We start from the raw sequence: 16793 nt of genomic DNA, 5'->3' as shown, positions 1-16793 counted from the left end.
GAGCCGGCCAGCGGCCGGCACTACCGGGGGGGCGGGCGGAATGAGGAGCCGGCCAGCGGCCGGCACTACCGGGGATGGCAGGCGGAATGAGGGGCCGGCCAGCGGCCGGCACTACCGGGGGTGGCAGGCGGAATGATCGGGGATGCAGACGGAGGTCGCGGGCCCCCAAACGAGGAGCCCCCGCTAGTAGCGGGGGCGCGCCGACAGGCGGGGGGTGTTGGGTGCTGATGAGGCGGCGCCCAAGGTTTGCAACGCAAACCTTGGGGATCCTTCGCGATCGCGAATGATCAAGCCGCCTGTGGCATCCGCAACGACCGCACCAGGCCACCGATATCCACGATCAGCGACACCCGGCCATCGCCCAGGATGGTGGCACCGGACACGCCACTGATGCGGCGGTAGTTGTTCTCGATGTTCTTGACCACCACCTGCTGCTGGCCGACCAGTTCGTCCACTTCCAGCGCGATCTTCTGGCCATCGCCTTCGACCACCACCACCAGTGAGTCGTCCTTGGTGCGCCCGCCGAACCCGTAGTACTCGCTGAGCGAGAGGATCGGCAGGTACTCGCCACGGACGCGCAGCACGCGGCCTTCGCCGGCCATGGTGCGTACGTCTTCGGGCTGCGGCTGCAGGGCTTCAAGCACGTAGGCCAGCGGCAGGATCACCGTTTCACCGGCCACCGCCACGGTCATGCCGTCGAGGATGGCCAGGGTCAGCGGCAGCCGGATCAGCACGCGGGTGCCATTGCCGGCCTTGCTTTCCAGCTGCACTTCGCCACCCAGCGCCTGGATGTTGCGGCGGACCACGTCCATGCCCACGCCACGGCCCGAGAGATCGGTGACGGCATCGGCGGTGGAGAAGCCCGGCTGGAAGATGAGGTCCCAGACCTGCGCGTCGGTGGGGTTGTCGGGCACGCTCAAGCCGCGCTCGAGGGCCTTGGACAGGATCTTGTCGCGGTTCAGGCCGCGGCCGTCGTCGCTGACTTCGATCACGATGTGGCCGCCCTGGTGCGAGGCCGCCAGGGTGATCGTGCCGGTCTCGTCCTTGCCGGCGTCGCGGCGGACGTCGGGCATTTCCAGGCCGTGGTCGATCGAGTTGCGGACCAGATGCACGAGCGGATCGGCGATCTTCTCGATCAGGCCCTTGTCCAGTTCGGTGCCTTCGCCGATGGTGCGCAGGCGCACGTGCTTGCCCAACCGCGAGGACAGGTCGCGGACCAGGCGCGGGAAGCGGCGGAACACCGCATCCACGGGCAGCATGCGCACGCCGATGACCGCTTCCTGCAGGTCGCGGGTGTTGCGTTCCAGCAGGTCCAGACCAGCGAACAGCTGTTCGGCATGCACCGGGTCCAGTGCGTGCGAGACCTGCTTGAGCATGGCCTGGGTGATGACCAGTTCGCCGACCAGGTTGATCAGGGCATCGACCTTTTCCACGGCGACGCGGATCGAGGTTTCTGCTTCATGTGCGGCAGCCGCAGGCGCGGCGGCGGCCGGCGTGGCTGCAGCCGGTGCCGGGGCAGTCGCCGGGGCCGCGGGTGCGCTGGTGGCCAGGCTGGGCGGTGCGGCCGGACGGATGTCCAGTTCGCAGTCGTCCACCACCCAGGCGAAGGTGTCTTCGATCTTGCTGCGCGGCACCTTGCCGACCAGGCCCAGGTCCCACGCCAGGTGAGCTTCAAGCGGGTCGAGCTGGTCGAAGCCGGGCAGGCGGTCCAGCCGCGCGGCCACCTGCAGCGAGCCCAGGTGTTCCAGTTCGCGGATGATGCGCAGCGGGTCGTTGCCACTCATGAACAGCGACGGCGAGGGCACGAAGCCGATCTGCCACGCTTCGGGGGTGTCATCCACCTTGGCCGCCGCGACCGGTGCGGCGGCAGCCGCCTGGCCGGACAGTACCGCTTCCAGGCGTGCCTTGATCGCCGCCACAGCCTGCGGGTCCGCCGGCTGGCCGTGCTCGGCTTCGCGCAGCAGGGCGCGCAGCACGTCCACCGAGGACAACATGGCGTCCACCGCGGTGGCTTCCAGGGCGCGCTTGCCGGCGCGCAGTTCGTCCAGCAGGGTTTCCAGCACGTGGGTCAACGCGGCGATCGCGTCGAAGCCGAAGGTGCCGGCGCCGCCCTTGATGGAATGCGCGGCGCGGAACACCGAATTGATGATTTCCGGGTCCTGCTGGCCCGATTCAAGCGCCAGCAGGCCAGCCTCCATTGCATCCAGCCCCTCGCGGCTTTCTTCAAAGAACGTGGCGTGGAAACGTTGCAGATCCATGCTCATGGTGCGTGGGGTCCGGTTGCGAAGTGAGGGAGGGTGGTGCGGTGGGGCGCGCTGGGATCAGCCCAGCACTTTCTGCACGGTGGCGACCAGCTGTTCGGGATTGAACGGCTTGACCAGCCAGCCGGTTGCGCCGGCGGCCTTGCCTTCGGACTTCTTGTCGGCGGCCGATTCGGTGGTCAGCATCAACATCGGGGTGAACTTGTAGTCGGGCAGCTGGCGCAGCTCGCGGATCAGCGAGATGCCGTCCATGTTGGGCATGTTGACGTCGGTCACCACCGCGTTGAAGCGCTGGCCCTTGGCCCGGCCCAGTGCGACGGCACCATCTTCGGCCTCTTCGACCGAGAAGCCGGCCGAGGTGAGGGCGAAAGAGACCATCTGGCGCATCGACGCCGAGTCGTCCACCACCAAGATTCGTGCGCTCATGCAGCGTTCTCCACAGATTTCAGGTTGTCATGGGTTGCGTCCAGGCCGAGGGCCTGGGTGAGGCCGAGCAGTCGCGCGGCATCACGGAAGGTGGCAGTGCAACCGTCGAATCCGGTCGGGTGGCCTGCCTGGCGGCGGGCGTCGACGAATGCGCACAGGACCTGCATTGCTGCGGTGTGGATACGGCTTACCTGGCTGGCATCCAGCGTCAGGTCGCCGGCCTGGTCCACCAACGGGGCCAGGCGGGTTTTCAGCTCGGTGCTGGTCTCGATTCCGAGATCACCACCCAGGGCAACAGTGCTCATGTTTGCTCCGGACAAACGGTTCCGAGAGAGATAACGGCCCAAACCCACAAAGCTTTAGGGGCGCGCCGGGGGATCTTCATCGTTCTGTCGGGTGGCGTGGCGGGTAGCGCCACCCCATGGGTGGCTGCCAGGCAACGGCATGGCAAAAAGCGTTTGCCAGGCCGTCACGGCGTCGGGCCGGACGGCAGCCACCCAGGGGGTGGCTCTACCGCTCAGTTCAGCAGTTGCGTGGCGTCCAGCAGGATCATCGGCTGGGCGCTGATGCGGGCCACGCCGCGGAACAGGTCGTTGGAAATCTGGCAGATGCGGGCGGTATCGGGCGGCTCGATCTGCGAGTCGGTGAGATTGGCCACGTCTTCCACGGCCGACACGCGCAGGCCCATGGTTTCACCATCTTCCTCGAGCACCACGATGCGGGTGTTGGCGTCTTCCTGGGCCGGGCCGGCGCCCAGGTGGATGCCCAGGTCCATCACCGGTACCACCTGGCCGCGCAGGTTCATGATGCCGAGCATGGCGTCGGCGGTACCGCGCAACGGCAGCAGCGGCACCGGCAGCACCACTTCCTGCACCTTGAGCAGTTCCAGTGCGTAGGCCTGGGCGCCGCAACGCAGGCGCAGCCAGCGCGAGGTGCGCTCGCTGGCCCGACGGTTCTCGCGCGGGCTGGAGGCCGGATTGCGCGCCTGAGCCTGCAGTTCCTGCCAGCTGCCTGGGCGAGTGTGAGCCGGCGCGGGCGCGGCGCTGCGGGCGCTCGGGGCACTCATCGGCATCGGTGGGGGCATGGCGCGGGCGGCGGGTGTCGGGGTGGGGGCGGGAACAGGGCGAGCAGGGGCGACCGGGGCTGCCACCGCTGCGACGGCCGGCGCATTGTCGTGCAGCACATCGTCGGGAAGGTCGTCCCAACTGGGCCTGGCCGCGTCCGCGCCTGTCGCTGAAGTGGAGAGAGCGGCGACCGGCGGACCGAGCGCGGGATCGTTCATCAGTTCGTCAAGCAGCGCCAGGTTTGCGGGCGCGCCGGGGGAGGTTGGGGTGTCGTGGACGGTCGCGAGGGTGTCGACCGGGGGGCCGAGCGCGGGATCGTTCATCAGCTCGTCGAGCAGCGCCAGGTTGGCGGGCGCGCCGGGCGAGGTCGGGGTGTCGTGGACGGTCGCGAGGGTCTCGACCGGCGGGCCGAGCGCGGGGTCGTTCATCAGCTCGTCGAGCAGCGCCAGATTGGCCGGCGCACCGGGCGAGGTCGGGGTGTCGTGGACGGTCGCGAGGATGTCGACCGGAGGGCCGAGCGCGGGATCGTTCATCAGCTCGTCGAGCAGGGCCAGGTTGGCCGGCGCGCCCGGGGCGGTGGGGGTGTCGAACTGCGCTGCGGGTGCGGGTGCGTCGCTGTCCGGATCGGCGCCGGCATCGGCCAGCGCGTGGCGGGCGAACTCGGCGCTGATCGCACGGGCCACGCCATCGGCTTCGGCGTCGTCCTGCGCGGCCACCGCGGCGGTCGGCGGGGTCGATACGTCGGCCTGCACCGGTGCCGCCGGCACGGCATCACCCAGCAGTTGTTCCAGGTAGTCGTCGAGCACGCCGGCGGTGTTCATGCCGCGCGCTCCATCTGCAGCGCGTCGTCGGCCATGATCCATTCCAGGGCACGGCGGTACGCCGCCAGGCCACGGCCGGGGTAGTCGTCGGACTGCGCCGGAATGGTCAGGCTGGCGGCATTGCAGATGCGGGTGTCGACCGGAATCGCGTCTTCCCAGACGCGGTGGCCGTGCGTGTCCTGCATCAGCTTGACGGTTTCGTTGCCGGCGCGGGTGCGGCGGTCGAACAGGGTCGGCAGGATCGACATCGGCAGCGGGCGGCGGCGCGAGCGTTCGACCATCTCGCCGGTCCGCACCATGCCGTCCAGGCCGTGCAGGGCCAGCGGTTCGGCCTGGGTCGGAATGATCAGGCGGTCGGCGGCGGCCAGCGCATTGATCATCAGCAGGCCCAGCGTGGGCGCGCAGTCCAGCAGGATGTAGTCGTGCTGGCCCTGGTGGCGGGCAAAGGCGTTCTGCAGGGCCAGGCCGAGCCCGGGCTGGTTGGCGCTGCGCCGTTCCAGGGTGGCCAGCGCGGCCTGCGCGCACACGTAATCCAGGCCGGGAATATCGCTGTGGCGGCTGAGCGAGGACAGCTCGGCCGGCGGCGCGCCGAACAGCTCCAGCACGCCCTGCGGCGGCGGGTCCAGCGGCACGCCGAAGGCGCGGGTCAGCGACGAATGCGGATCAAGATCGATCAGCAGCACACGGTGGCCCAGGGTGGCCAGGCCACGGCCCAGGGCCAGGCTCGTGGTGGTCTTGCCCACGCCGCCCTTCTGATTGGCGATTGCCCAGATGCGCATTCGGTTCACTCCTTCATTGCAGGGGAGACGGCGGCGCCCACACGGCTGCCGGCCGGCACCGGTGGCAACTGCACCGGTGCGATGGGGGTTACGGAGGGGGTCTTGCCGGGCGTGGCCGGGTCCGATTCGGCGGTCAACTGCGGCCCGATCGGATCCACGCCCTGGGCGGTGTCGGCCAGGATTATCACCATCACGCGCCGGTTGCGGTTGCGCCCTTCGGCGCTGGCATTGTCTTCGCGCGGGCGGAACTGACCGTAGCCGACCATCGCCAGCCGCGACGGCTGCAGGCCCTGGTCGGCGAACAGGTGGACCACGCTGGCCGCGCGCCCGGCCGAGAGTTCCCAGTTGGAGGGGAACAACGGGGTGGCGATCGGAATGTTGTCGGTGTGGCCTTCCACGCGGACGCCGTTGGGCGCCTCGCGCAGCACCTGGGCCAGCTTGGACAGGGTGTCGCGTGCGTGCACGTCCAGCGTGGCCGAGCCGGTGGGGAACAGGATGTCGCTGTTGATCTCCACCTCGATCCACAGCTCGGTGCGGCGCACGGTGATCATGCCGCGCTCGATCAGCGGTGCCAGCGTGGCGGTGAGCTTGTCGGCGATGGTGTTGAGCTGGCGCTCGGCGCGCTGCAGCTGTTCCTGGTTGCGCACCGAGACCGGCATGCGCATCTGCGAGGCCATCGCCGGCAGCAGGGTGGGGTCGTTGGACGGGGCCGGTGCGGCCGGGCCGACGCGGTTGCCGGCCTTGATCACCGACGGGCTGTCCCAGCCGCCGCCCTGCACCTGCTGGTTGCCCACCTGCACCGGGTTGATGGTGCGCGGCGCGCCGCCGAAGGCGGTGGTCAGCGCATCGGCCATGACCCGGTACTTGCCTTCATTGAGCGAGGAGATGGCGTACATCACCACGAAGAAGGCGAGCAGCAGCGTCATGAGGTCGGCATAGGGAATGGCCCAGGCCTCATGGTTGGCATGCTCTTCGTGATGCTTGCGACGGGCCATGTCAGTGCAGGAACCCGGAGAGGTTGGTTTCGATGTTGCGCGGGTTTTCGCCCTGCGCGATCGAGATCAGGCCTTCGATGATCATTTCGCGGTCGCGGCTGTTGTGGTGGATCACGCTCTTCAGCTTGGCCGACACCGGCAGGAACAGCAGGTTGGCCGAGGCGATGCCGTAGATGGTGGCGGTGAATGCCGCGGCGATGCCGTGGCCGAGCTTGCTCGGGTCGGCCAGGTTCTTCATCACCGCGATCAGGCCCAGCACCGCGCCGATGATGCCCAGGGTGGGGGCGTAGATGCCCATGCCCTCGAACACCTTGGACGCGGCAAGGTCCTGGTGCTCCTGGCTGCTCAGTTCGATTTCCATCATGTGGCGGATGGTTTCCGGCTCCACGCCGTCCACCAGAAGCTGCAGGCCCTTGCGCAGGAACGGGTCATTCTGTGCGTCCACCTGGGCTTCCAGGCCGAGCAGGCCCTGGCGGCGGGCGATGTTGCTCCATTCCACGATCTGCTTGATCAGCTCGTGGCGGTCGCTGCTCGGCGGCAGGATGACCCAGCGCACAATCTTGAAGGCGTGCTTGAACACCGCCGGCGAGGTGTGCAGCAGGATGGAGGCGATGGTGCCGACGATCACGATCACGAAGGCGGCCGGCGACCACAGTGATGCCAGGCCGGCTCCCTTGAGGATGCTGCCGCCGACCAGTGAGGCCAGGGCGAGGAAAAGTCCGATGAGGCTGAGTCTGTCCATGGGTCCGTTATCGGCGTATGTGAATGGGACTTGAGATGCCGAAGGAATCCGGTGGGGCGGCGGTCACAGTTTTGGCGGGTTAAAGCAGCCGACCAACGGTCGGCTCTACCGGCGTCAGCGGAGGCCGTCCACGTCCAGGATCAGCGACATGCGGCCGTCGCCGATCAGGGTGGCACCGGCGTAGCCGCGCAGGCCGCGCAGTGCCTTGGGCAGCGGTTTGATCACCACTTCCTCGCGGCCCCGCACCTGGTCCACCACCAGCCCGAAGCGGGCTTCGCCGGCCTGCAGCACCACGATGGTGAGCAGCGACGAGGCGGCCGGTGCGACGGCCAGCCAATGGCGCAGGTCCACCAGCGGCAGCGTGTGCGACTTGCGGTCGAGCACGGCGCGGCCGTCGAACCAGCCCAGCGAGGTATTCGGTGCGTGCAGCACTTCCATCACGCGGGCCAGGGGCAGGGCATAGACGTCTTCGCCGGCCTGCACCAGCAGGGTGGGCAGGATCGCCAAGGTGAGCGGGACGCGGATCATGAAGCGGCTGCCACGGCCCAGCTCGGACTGGATCTGGATCTGGCCGCTGAGCTCGCGGATGCGCGACTGCACCACGTCCATGCCGACGCCACGGCCGGAAATGTCGGTGACTTCCTGCTTGGTCGAGAAGCCCGGCAGGAACACCAGGTGCAGGCATTCCTCGCTGGTCAGGCGGGCCGCCGCTTCCGGATCGATCAGGCCCTTTTCGCGCGCCTTCTGGCGCAGCCGTTCGGGATCGATGCCGGCGCCGTCGTCCTGCACTTCAATGCTGACGTAGTCGCCTTCCTGCTGCGCCGACAGCCGCACGTGGCCGCTGCGCGGCTTGCCCTGGGCTTCACGCAGGTCGGGGGTTTCCACGCCGTGGTCGATGGCGTTGCGCACCAGGTGCACCAGCGGGTCGGCCAGGGCCTCGACCAGGTTGCGGTCGAGCTCGGTTTCAGCGCCGACCAGCTCCAGTTCCACTTCCTTCTTCAGGTTGCGCGCCACGTCGCGCGCCACCTTGGGGAAGCGCGAGAACACCTTGCCCACCGGCTGCATGCGGGTGCGCATCACCGCCGACTGCAGGCGCGCGGTGGCGATGTCCAGGGTGGAGACGGCGCGATCGAGTTCTTCGTCGTGCAGGCGCGCACGCAGGGTCTTGAGGCGGTTGCGTGACAGCACCAGTTCGCCGATCAGGTTGACGATGGCGTCCAGGCGCTTGGTGTCCACGCGCACGGTGTGCTCGGCCTCGGCCACCGGCTTGTTGGCGGCCGGCTTGGCCGGCGGTGCGGCTGGTGCGCGCGGCGGCGGGGCGGCCGCGACTGCGGGCTTGGCGCCGGGCACGGCGCCGCCGTGCAGCTGGTCGAGCAGGGCTTCAAATTCGTCTTCGCCGATCAGGCCGTCGTCGGCCTTCCTGGCCACCGCTGCCGGGGCAGCGCCGCCGTGCAGGGTGTCGAGCAGTGCTTCGAACTCGTCTTCGCTGATCAGTTCGCCGGTGGCCGGCGCTGCGGCAGCGGCCGGGGTGGCCGGGCCGTTGACGTCGAACTGTGCGATCAGCTCCGGCGGCGCGTAGCCCGGCTCGGTACCGGCCGAGACCGAATCCAGCATCGACTGCAGGTAATCCAGCGATTGCTGGGCGGCGTCGAAGTGGTGGGCCTGCAGGGTGGCCTTGCCGGAGCGGGCCATGCCCAGGGTTTCCTCGGCGGCATGGCACAACTCGACCATGGCCTGGATGCCGAGGAAGCCGGCACCGCCCTTGAGCGTGTGGAAGCCACGGAACACCGCATTGAGCTGGTCACTGTCCTGGGGCGACTGCTCCAGCGACACCAGCTGTTCGCCAAGGCGGTCCAGGATTTCCTGGGCCTCGAGGATGAAATCGGCGGCAATATCGTCTGGAACAGCGCTCATGGTGTTACAGCCCCAAATCCGAAAGCAGGTCGTCAGCATCCACCTGTGAAACCTGGTGACGGTCCAGGCCACTCACGGCCGGGCCGGCCAGGCCGTTGTCACGCTTGTGCGCGGTGTCGTCCTGCGGCGGCAGGCCGAGTGCGCCAAACCCTTCATGCACGCGACGCACGATCCCCACCACGCGGCGGATGATCTGCCCGGTGAGGTCCTGGTAGCTCTGGGTAAGGGCGATCTCGGTGAGGTTGTGGCGGATCCGGTCCAGCTGCTGGTCCTGGTCGGCGGTGAGGCCGTTGGCACGCAGCTGTTCGGTCAGCGCCCGGCATTCCTCGGCCAGGTCCAGGGTGCGGTGGGTGGCCTGTTCGGTCATCGTCACCACGTGGTCCAGGCGCGCGCAGGCATCGTCCAGCTCGCCGGCTTCGCTGGGCAGGCTGGGCAGTTCGCCCAGGGCCTGGCCAAGTTCGCGGGCGAGCCGGTTCAGGCCGGCCATCATCGGCTGGGTACGCAAGGCAGCCAGCGCGTCGATTTCCCGGCGCCAGCCGGCTTCATCGCCGCTTTCCAGCGCAGCCAGGGCGTCCTGCAGGCGCTGGACCAGCGCGGATTTGTCGCGAAGGGTTTCCATCAGGCGCTCGCTGCCAGGCGTTCGAAGATCTTGCCGAGCTTTTCTTCCAGGGTCTGCGCGGTGAACGGCTTGATGATGTAGCCGTTGACGCCGCACTGGGCCGCTTCGATGATCTGTTCGCGCTTGGCTTCGGCGGTCACCATCAGCACCGGCAGGGTCTTCAGCTTGGCGTCGGCGCGGATCGCCTTGAGCAGGTCGATGCCGGTCATCACCGGCATGTTCCAGTCGGTGACCACGAAATCGAACGGCTGGCTCTGCAGCAGCGACAGCGCGGCATGCCCGTCCTCGGCTTCGGCCGTATTGGTGAAGCCCAGATCGCCCAGCAGGTTCTTGACGATACGACGCATGGTCGAGAAATCGTCGACGATCAGGATACGCATGTTCTTGTTCAAAGCACTTTCCTCGGTATCAAGTGTTCGCGAGGCCGGCGTCGGCCGCCTCGAAGATCTTCAATCGGCCCCGCAGGCGCAGCACGGCCTGGCCGTGGATCTGGCACACGCGTGACTCGCTGACGCCCAGCACGGCGCCGATCTCTTTCAGGTTCAGTTCCTGCTCGTAATACAGCGACAGCACCAGCTGTTCGCGTTCGGGCAGCAGGCCGATCGCATTGCCCAGTTCGCGGCCGAATTCGCCACGCTCCAGCACCTGCTGCGGGGTCGGGCCACCCTGGGCGACGGTGTCCAGCTCGCCCTGGTCCTCGATCCGCGATTCCAGGCTCAGCACCTGGCCGCGTGCGGCGTCTTCCATCAGGCGCAGGTAGTCCGGCAGCGGCATGTCCATGGCGGCGGCCACTTCGGTGGCGCTGGCGGCACGGCCGGTGCTCTGCTCCAGGCGGCGGATGGTGGACGCGGCGTCGCGGGCGCGGCGGTGCACCGAACGCGGTACCCAGTCGCCCCGGCGGATCTCGTCGATCATCGAGCCGCGGATGCGGATCGAGGCATAGGTTTCGAACGAGGCGCCCTGGTCGGCGTCGTAGCTGCGCGAGGCTTCGATCAGGCCCATCATGCCGGCCTGGATCAGGTCATCCACTTCCACGCTGGCCGGCAGGCGCGCGGCCAGGTGGTGGGCGATGCGGCGCACCAGGTCCGAATGCTGGGCAATGCATTCGTTGGCGGCGGTGCGTTGCACCTCTTTGTATTGTGCGGCGCCTTTCATGCGGTCACCCCGCGTTGCTTGAGGATGCGTTCCAGGAAGAATTCGACCCCACCACGCGGCTCGGTCGGGGCCTGCCAGCGGGCGGTGCGGCGGGCGATCTCGGTGATCGCCTGGGCGGCCGGGCTGGACGGGTAGGCCTTGACCACCGGCTGCTGGCGCTGCACCGACAGGCGCAGCCAGTCATCCTGCGGCACGCAGCCGAGGTAGTTCAGCGACACATCGGCCAGGAACTTCTCGCAGACCCGGGTCAGCTTTTCGTACAGCACGCGGCCTTCGTTGGGGTCGCGCACCATGTTGGCCACCACCTGGATGCGGTCCACGCCGCGTTCCCGTGAGAGCACCTTGATCAGGGCGTAGGCGTCGGTGATCGAGGCCGGCTCGTCGCAGACCACCACCACGGTGTCCTGGGCGGCCTGGCAGAAGGTCAGCACGCCGTCGGTGATGCCGGCAGCGGTGTCCACCACCATGAAGTCCAGCTCGCGCTCCAGTTCGGAGAACACGTTGACCAGGCCCACGTGCTCGGCCGGCTGCAGTTCGGCCATGTGCCGGCGACCCGATGCGGCCGGGACCACCAGCACGCCACCGGGGCCTTCCATGATCACTTCATCCAGGGTGCAGCGCCCGGCGACCAGGTCGGCCAGGGTCAGCTTGGGCTGCAGGCCCAGGATCACATCGATGTTGGCCAGGCCCAGGTCGGCGTCCAGCAGCAGCGTGCGCTTGCCCATGTCGGCGAGCGCCACGGCCAGGTTGGCCGACACGTTGGTTTTGCCCACGCCGCCCTTGCCGCCGGTGACGGCGATGGTGCGCACAGGGCCCAGCGGCTGGCTGCGGGTGGCAGACAACGGGAAGGTCTTGGTCAGCTTGGCGTACTCACGCGACGGCATGGTTCAACTCCGGGTTGCAGGGCATATCGGCCGCGCGGCGCAAATCTTCAAGGCGAAGTACAAGATTGGCGGCACTGGCCCGGTGCAGGTCTTCGGGAACGTCCTGGCCATCGGTGACCCAGGTGATCGGCAGGCGGTGGTCCACGGCCACCGACAGGGCGGTGCCGAAGCGGCCGGTTTCGTCCAGCTTGCTCAGCACCACGCCCTGCGGGTTGGCGGCACTGAAGCGGCGGACCACCTCGTCCATGTCGCCGAAACTGGTGTTGGCCGGCAGCACCAGCAGGGTGCGGATCTGCTCGGCGGCGCGCAGCCACTGCAGCTGGGCGGCAAGGGCACGGTCGCGCGGGCCCAGCCCGGCGGTGTCGATCAGCACCAGCTTGTAGTCCTGCAGGCGCTCAAGGAGCTGGTTCAGGTCGCTGCCGCTGTTGGCTTCGTGCACCGCGATGCCGAGCTGGCGGCCGAAGCCGTACAGCTGCTCGCGGGCGCCGATGCGGCCGGTATCGGTGGTGACCAGGGCCACGTCGCGGGCGGCATGCTTCTCGGCGAAGCGCGAGGCCAGCTTGGCGATGGTGGTGGTCTTGCCGGCACCGGTCGGGCCGACCAGGGCGATCACGCCGCCGGACTCCAGCGGGTCAACCGGGGCGATCGGCAGCTTGCGCGACAGCAGGCCCAGCATCAGCCCGCGGCCACGGTGGGCTTCGGTGTCCAGCGGGATCTGCATGGCCACGTCGCGGCTGATGCCGGCGTCGAAGCCGTATTCGTCCATCAGGTCCAGCGCGGCGGCGCGTACCGGCGATCCGCGCAGGCGCTCGTCGGTGAAGCGGTGCATTTCGCGCTCGATGACGTGGCGCATGCCGGCCACTTCATGGCGCAGCTGGCGGATCTCTTCGTCATCGCGCTGCACGACCACCAGTTCGGCGGCGGGCTGCGGCTGGGCCTGCGCCGGTTCCGTGACGGCCACCGGTGCCGGGTTTTCGACGCGGGCTTCGGCGACGGCGACCAGCGCCTGCGGCACGGCGGCGGCGACGGCCTCGGCGACCGGCAGGGCCGGCGGCACGGTGACGCTGACCGGCAGCGGCGGCATCGCCACTGCGGCAGCCGGCATATGCATCTGGAAGTGCGGTTCGTCGTCCAGCGGCGGGTCGATGATGAAGCGGGCGCGGTTGATCGGCGGGGCGACGGTGGCGACGGCCGGTTCGGCGGCAGCCGGCTCGGCCTGGGCCGGTGCCGGCGACGCGGCGGCGGCCTGCTCGACGTTGAACGGGGCGAAGATCTGTTCCGGCAGCGCGCTCATGCCGGCCGCCGGGGCGGTGGCGGCGCGGGCCAGGGTGGCTGCGAAACCGCTGCTGCCCGGCGGCGGCACGATCTCGTTGGCGGTGTCCAGGGTACGGCCGGTGGCACCCACCGCGGCACGGGCCAGCGCGGCCACCGCAGAGGTGGTGGCGGCCACCGGTTCGGCGGCAACCACGGTCGGCTTGCGACGGGTCACCGCGGCGATCACCGCATCGGCGGCATTGCGCGGTCGCGGCGCCGGGGCCGGGGCCACGTCCTTGCGCGCTGCTTCAAGCGCACGCTGCACCGCACCTTCGTCGTAATTCGCCGCGGCCACGATCTCGACGCCTTCCTCGATCCGCCGGTTCGACAGGATCACCGCATCAGGACCATGTTCCTTGCGCACCAGGTTCATGGCCGAGCGCATATCGGGAGCGACGAAGCGTTTGATTTTCATGCTGTGGTACCGGGACTGGGGCGGCGGGGTGGTGGAAGGGAAGCGCTGGTTGTCGGTGGTCTGCACGGTCCGGGTTTCCCTTTATGTCCTGCTGCGTTGATATCGAAATGGGGGTGTGTCTGTTTTCTGGCACATGTCCGTCGGGGTTCCGACGTCAGCTGATCGTGCCGACCAGCTTCAGTCGTTTGTCCTCGGGTACCTCGCTGTAGGCCAGCACCGACAGCGAGGGGACGCTGTGGCGCACCAGCCGTGCCAGCGCGGCACGCACCGGGCCGGGTACCAGCACGACCGCCGGCTCATTCTTCGCTTCCTGCTTGCTGACACATTCGGCCAGGCTTTGGTGCAGTCGCTCAGCGAGTCCGGGTTCCAGTGCGGCGCCGTTGCCCTGTGTGGACTCCTGCAAGACACGTTCCAATTGCGGGTTGAGGGTGAACACCGGCAGCTCGGCCGACATGCCGGCGATCTCCTGCACGATGAAACGGCCCAGTGCGTTGCGCACCGCAGCGGTCAGCGTGGCCGGGTCCTGGCTGATGGGCGCGTTCTCCACCAGCGACTCGACGATCTTGCGCAGCTGGCGGATCGGAATGCGTTCGATCAGCAGGTTCTGCAGCACCCGCACCACCGCCGACAACGGCAGCGACTTCGGGGTGAGGTCTTCGACCAGCTTGGGCGCGCTCTTGGCCAGGTTGGCCAGCAGCTGCTGCACTTCCTCGTGGCCGAGCAGTTCGGGCGCGTGTTCGCGGATCAGGTGCGACAGGTGGGTGGCTACCACGGTGGCCGGGTCGACCACGGTGTAGCCCATGGTTTCGGCGTGGGCACGCTGGTGCGGCTGGATCCAGGTGGCATCCAGGCCGAACGCGGGGTCCTTGCCGGCGATGCCCTCCAGCGCACCGAGCGCGCTGCCCGGGTCCAGGGCCAGTTCGCGGTCGGGGTGGATTTCGGCGGTGGCCACCGGCACGCCGTGGATCAGCAGGCGGTAGGCGGTGGCCGGCAGTTCCAGGTTGTCACGGATGTGCACCGACGGAATCAGGAAGCCGATGTCGTGGGTGAGCTTGCGCCGCACCCCCTTGATCCGCGCCATCAGTTCGCCGCCCTGGTTCTTGTCCACCAGCGGGATCAGCCGGTAGCCGACTTCCAGGCCCAACGGGTCGACCGGGCGCAGTTCGTCCCAGGTCAGTTCGGCGGTGGGCGAGGGCGTGGCACCGGGCAGGCCGAGCGTCTCGCCGCGGCTGGCGGCCGGCGTCTCGGCGGCACGCGCGGCGGCCGTGCTCTTCTTCCAGGCCTTCCAGGCCACGAAGCCGAGGATGGCGGCCAGCGTCAAGAAGGCGACGTTGGGCATGCCCGGCACCAGCCCGACCACGCCCATGATGGCCGCGGCGATGGTGAGCGCGCGGTACTGGCCGAACACCTGGCCCATCATGGCCTGGGCCATGTCCTGCGAGCGCGAGGCGCGGGTGACCAGCATGGCCACCGCCGAGGACACCAGCAGTGCCGGCAGCTGGGCCACCAGGCCGTCACCGATGGACAGCAGGGTGTAGGTGGCGGCGGCGTCGCCGAACGGCATGCCGTGCTGGAGCACGCCGACGGCCAGGCCGCCGAGCAGGTTGATGAACAGGATCAGGATGCCGGCGATCGCGTCGCCGCGGATGAACTTGCTGGCACCGTCCATCGCGCCGTAGAAGTCGGCTTCCTCACGCACTTCCTCGCGGCGGGCCTTGGCCTCCTCGCGCGTCAGCAAACCGGCGTTGAGGTCGGCATCGATGGCCATCTGCTTGCCGGGCATCGCGTCCAGGATGAAGCGGGCGGTCACTTCGGACACGCGCCCGGCACCCTTGGTGATCACCACGAAGTTGATGATGGTCAGGATGGCGAAGACCACGATGCCGACCGCGTAGTTGCCGCCGATCACGAACTCACCGAACGCGGCGATCACCTTGCCCGCCGCCTCGTGGCCGTTCTGGCCGTTGAGCAGGATCACGCGGGTGGAGGCCACGTTCAGCGCCAACCGCAGCATGGTGGTGATCAGCAGCACGATCGGGAAGATGGTGAAGTCCAGCGGACGCTTCACGTACACCACCGCCAGCAGCACCATCAGCGAGATGGCGATGTTGAAGGTGAACAGGGCATCCAGCACCGGCGCGGCCAGGGGCATCACCACCATGGCCAGCAGTGCCAGCACGATCAACGGCGCGCCCAGGCCGTTCCGGATCATGTCCAGGACCTTGCGGGCGTTCATGCCGGCACCGACGGGCTGGGCGCTCATGCGCGGCCTCCCGTGCCGAATTCATCCACGTTGATGCTCGGGGCGGCCGGCATCGGACCGCCGCGCCAGGTGCGCAGCTGGTAAACGTAGGACAGGACCTGGGCTACGGCCGAATACAGTCTCACGGGAATTTCCTTTCCAAGTTGACCTTCCCGATACAAGGCGCGTGCCAAAGGCGGGGCAGAGACGATGGCGACCTTGTTGCCGTCGGCCACTTCACGGATGCGCAGGGCGGTTTCATCCACGCCCAGGGCCACCACGGTGGGGGCGCCCATCTTGCCGCCCTCGTATTTCAGGGCCACCGCGTAGTGGGTGGGGTTGACCACCACCACGTCGGCGGTGGGCACCGCTTCCATCATCCGGCGGTTGGACAGCTGCTGCTGCAGCTGGCGGATGCGGCCCTTCACTTCCGGGCTGCCTTCGCTTTCCTTCATTTCCCGGCGCAGCTCTTCGCGGGTCATCTTCAGCTTGCGCATCCAGTTCCAGCGCTGGTAGGGCGCATCGAAGGCGGCCAGCAGCATCATCGCCCCGCCGGTGGCCAGCATCAGCTTCAGGGTGAAGCCCAGGCCGTGCACCATGGCCGTTTCCAGCGGCTGGTTGAGCAGGTCGCGCAGCGGCCGCACGCCGTGCCAGACCACCAGCCCGGCGGCGGTGCCGACGAAGGCGATGCGCAACAGCGACTTGGTGAACTCGGCGATTGCCTCCGGGCCGTACAGGCGCTTCATGCCGGCCATCGGGCTGAGCCGCTTGAAATCGGGCATCAGCGACTTGTTCGACCAGCGCAGCCCGCCCATCACCACCGGGCCGAGGAAGCTGGCCAGCAGGCAGATCAGCACCAACGGCCACATCGCCCACAGCAGCTGCAGCAGCAGCTCGCCGAAGTGGCCGAACAGGGCCTGCGGGTGCATGCGCAGGCCCGGTTCCGGGCTCAGCGCCGTCTTCATCCAAGCCTTGGCACTGCTGCTGATGCTGCCCGAATAGGCCATCAGCGCCAGCACGCCGGCACCGAATACCGCGGCGGTGGCCAACTCCCGCGAGCGCGGGATGTTGCCCTGCTCGCGGGCATCGCGCAGGCGTTTTTCGGTAGGTTGCTCGGTCTTTTCGCCGGCTTGTTCGTTCTCGGACATGGGCTGCACGACAC

Annotated in this window: 15 protein-coding genes; all 15 read right to left on the bottom strand. The window is 68.5% G+C overall.

Features of this window, described 5'->3' with window-relative positions:
• Positions 1-287: 287 nt before the first annotated feature.
• On the bottom strand, positions 288-2264 hold the full coding sequence (locus DX03_RS10440) for a chemotaxis protein CheA (RefSeq protein ID WP_038688523.1): 1977 nt from the start codon (positions 2262-2264) through the stop codon (positions 288-290).
• A gap of 57 nt (positions 2265-2321) precedes the next feature.
• Positions 2322-2687, bottom strand: a complete 366-nt coding sequence (locus DX03_RS10435) for a response regulator (protein WP_038688521.1) — start codon at positions 2685-2687, stop codon at positions 2322-2324.
• Positions 2684-2992 (bottom strand): STAS domain-containing protein, encoded by a 309-nt coding sequence (locus DX03_RS10430; RefSeq protein ID WP_038688519.1) that lies wholly within the window; start codon positions 2990-2992, stop codon positions 2684-2686. Before DX03_RS10430 ends, DX03_RS10435 begins: the two co-directional genes overlap by 4 nt.
• A 212-nt stretch (positions 2993-3204) precedes the next feature.
• The gene (locus tag DX03_RS10425; RefSeq protein ID WP_038688517.1) at positions 3205-4572 is read right to left on the bottom strand and encodes a chemotaxis protein CheW; all 1368 of its coding nucleotides are present in this window, start codon (positions 4570-4572) and stop codon (positions 3205-3207) included.
• Positions 4569-5351 carry a ParA family protein gene (locus DX03_RS10420; RefSeq protein ID WP_038688515.1) on the bottom strand — a complete coding sequence of 261 codons (783 nt, stop codon included), beginning with the start codon at positions 5349-5351 and terminating at the stop codon, positions 4569-4571. Before DX03_RS10420 ends, DX03_RS10425 begins: the two co-directional genes overlap by 4 nt.
• A gap of 5 nt (positions 5352-5356) precedes the next feature.
• On the bottom strand, positions 5357-6346 hold the full coding sequence (gene motD, locus DX03_RS10415; protein ID WP_038688513.1) for a flagellar motor protein MotD: 990 nt from the start codon (positions 6344-6346) through the stop codon (positions 5357-5359).
• A gap of 1 nt (position 6347) precedes the next feature.
• Positions 6348-7088 carry a flagellar motor protein gene (locus DX03_RS10410; protein ID WP_038688511.1) on the bottom strand — a complete coding sequence of 247 codons (741 nt, stop codon included), beginning with the start codon at positions 7086-7088 and terminating at the stop codon, positions 6348-6350.
• Between the two features lie 114 nt (positions 7089-7202).
• On the bottom strand, positions 7203-9002 hold the full coding sequence (locus tag DX03_RS10405; protein ID WP_038688509.1) for a chemotaxis protein CheA: 1800 nt from the start codon (positions 9000-9002) through the stop codon (positions 7203-7205).
• Positions 9003-9006: 4 nt separating this feature from the next.
• A complete protein-coding gene (locus tag DX03_RS10400; protein ID WP_038688507.1) occupies positions 9007-9621 on the bottom strand; it encodes a protein phosphatase CheZ in 615 nt (204 codons plus the stop codon).
• The gene (gene cheY, locus DX03_RS10395; protein WP_038688505.1) at positions 9621-10013 is read right to left on the bottom strand and encodes a chemotaxis response regulator CheY; all 393 of its coding nucleotides are present in this window, start codon (positions 10011-10013) and stop codon (positions 9621-9623) included. The genes DX03_RS10400 and cheY overlap by 1 nt, the downstream gene beginning before the upstream one ends.
• Before the next feature lie 16 nt (positions 10014-10029).
• A complete protein-coding gene (locus DX03_RS10390; protein WP_038688503.1) occupies positions 10030-10776 on the bottom strand; it encodes an RNA polymerase sigma factor FliA in 747 nt (248 codons plus the stop codon).
• Complete coding sequence (locus tag DX03_RS10385) at positions 10773-11660, bottom strand: MinD/ParA family ATP-binding protein (RefSeq protein ID WP_038688502.1); 888 nt, start codon at positions 11658-11660, stop codon at positions 10773-10775. Before DX03_RS10385 ends, DX03_RS10390 begins: the two co-directional genes overlap by 4 nt.
• A complete protein-coding gene (gene flhF, locus DX03_RS10380) occupies positions 11647-13389 on the bottom strand; it encodes a flagellar biosynthesis GTPase FlhF (protein WP_038692233.1) in 1743 nt (580 codons plus the stop codon). The genes DX03_RS10385 and flhF overlap by 14 nt, the downstream gene beginning before the upstream one ends.
• Before the next feature lie 154 nt (positions 13390-13543).
• A complete protein-coding gene (gene flhA, locus DX03_RS10375) occupies positions 13544-15652 on the bottom strand; it encodes a flagellar biosynthesis protein FlhA (RefSeq protein ID WP_038688501.1) in 2109 nt (702 codons plus the stop codon).
• Positions 15649-16779, bottom strand: a complete 1131-nt coding sequence (flhB, locus tag DX03_RS10370; RefSeq protein ID WP_038688499.1) for a flagellar biosynthesis protein FlhB — start codon at positions 16777-16779, stop codon at positions 15649-15651. Before flhB ends, flhA begins: the two co-directional genes overlap by 4 nt.
• Between the last annotated feature and the right edge of the window lie 14 nt (positions 16780-16793).

It is taken from the genome of Stenotrophomonas rhizophila, assembly GCF_000661955.1.
GTDB lineage: Bacteria > Pseudomonadota > Gammaproteobacteria > Xanthomonadales > Xanthomonadaceae > Stenotrophomonas > Stenotrophomonas rhizophila.
This window is presented reverse-complemented; position numbering and strand designations above follow the sequence as displayed.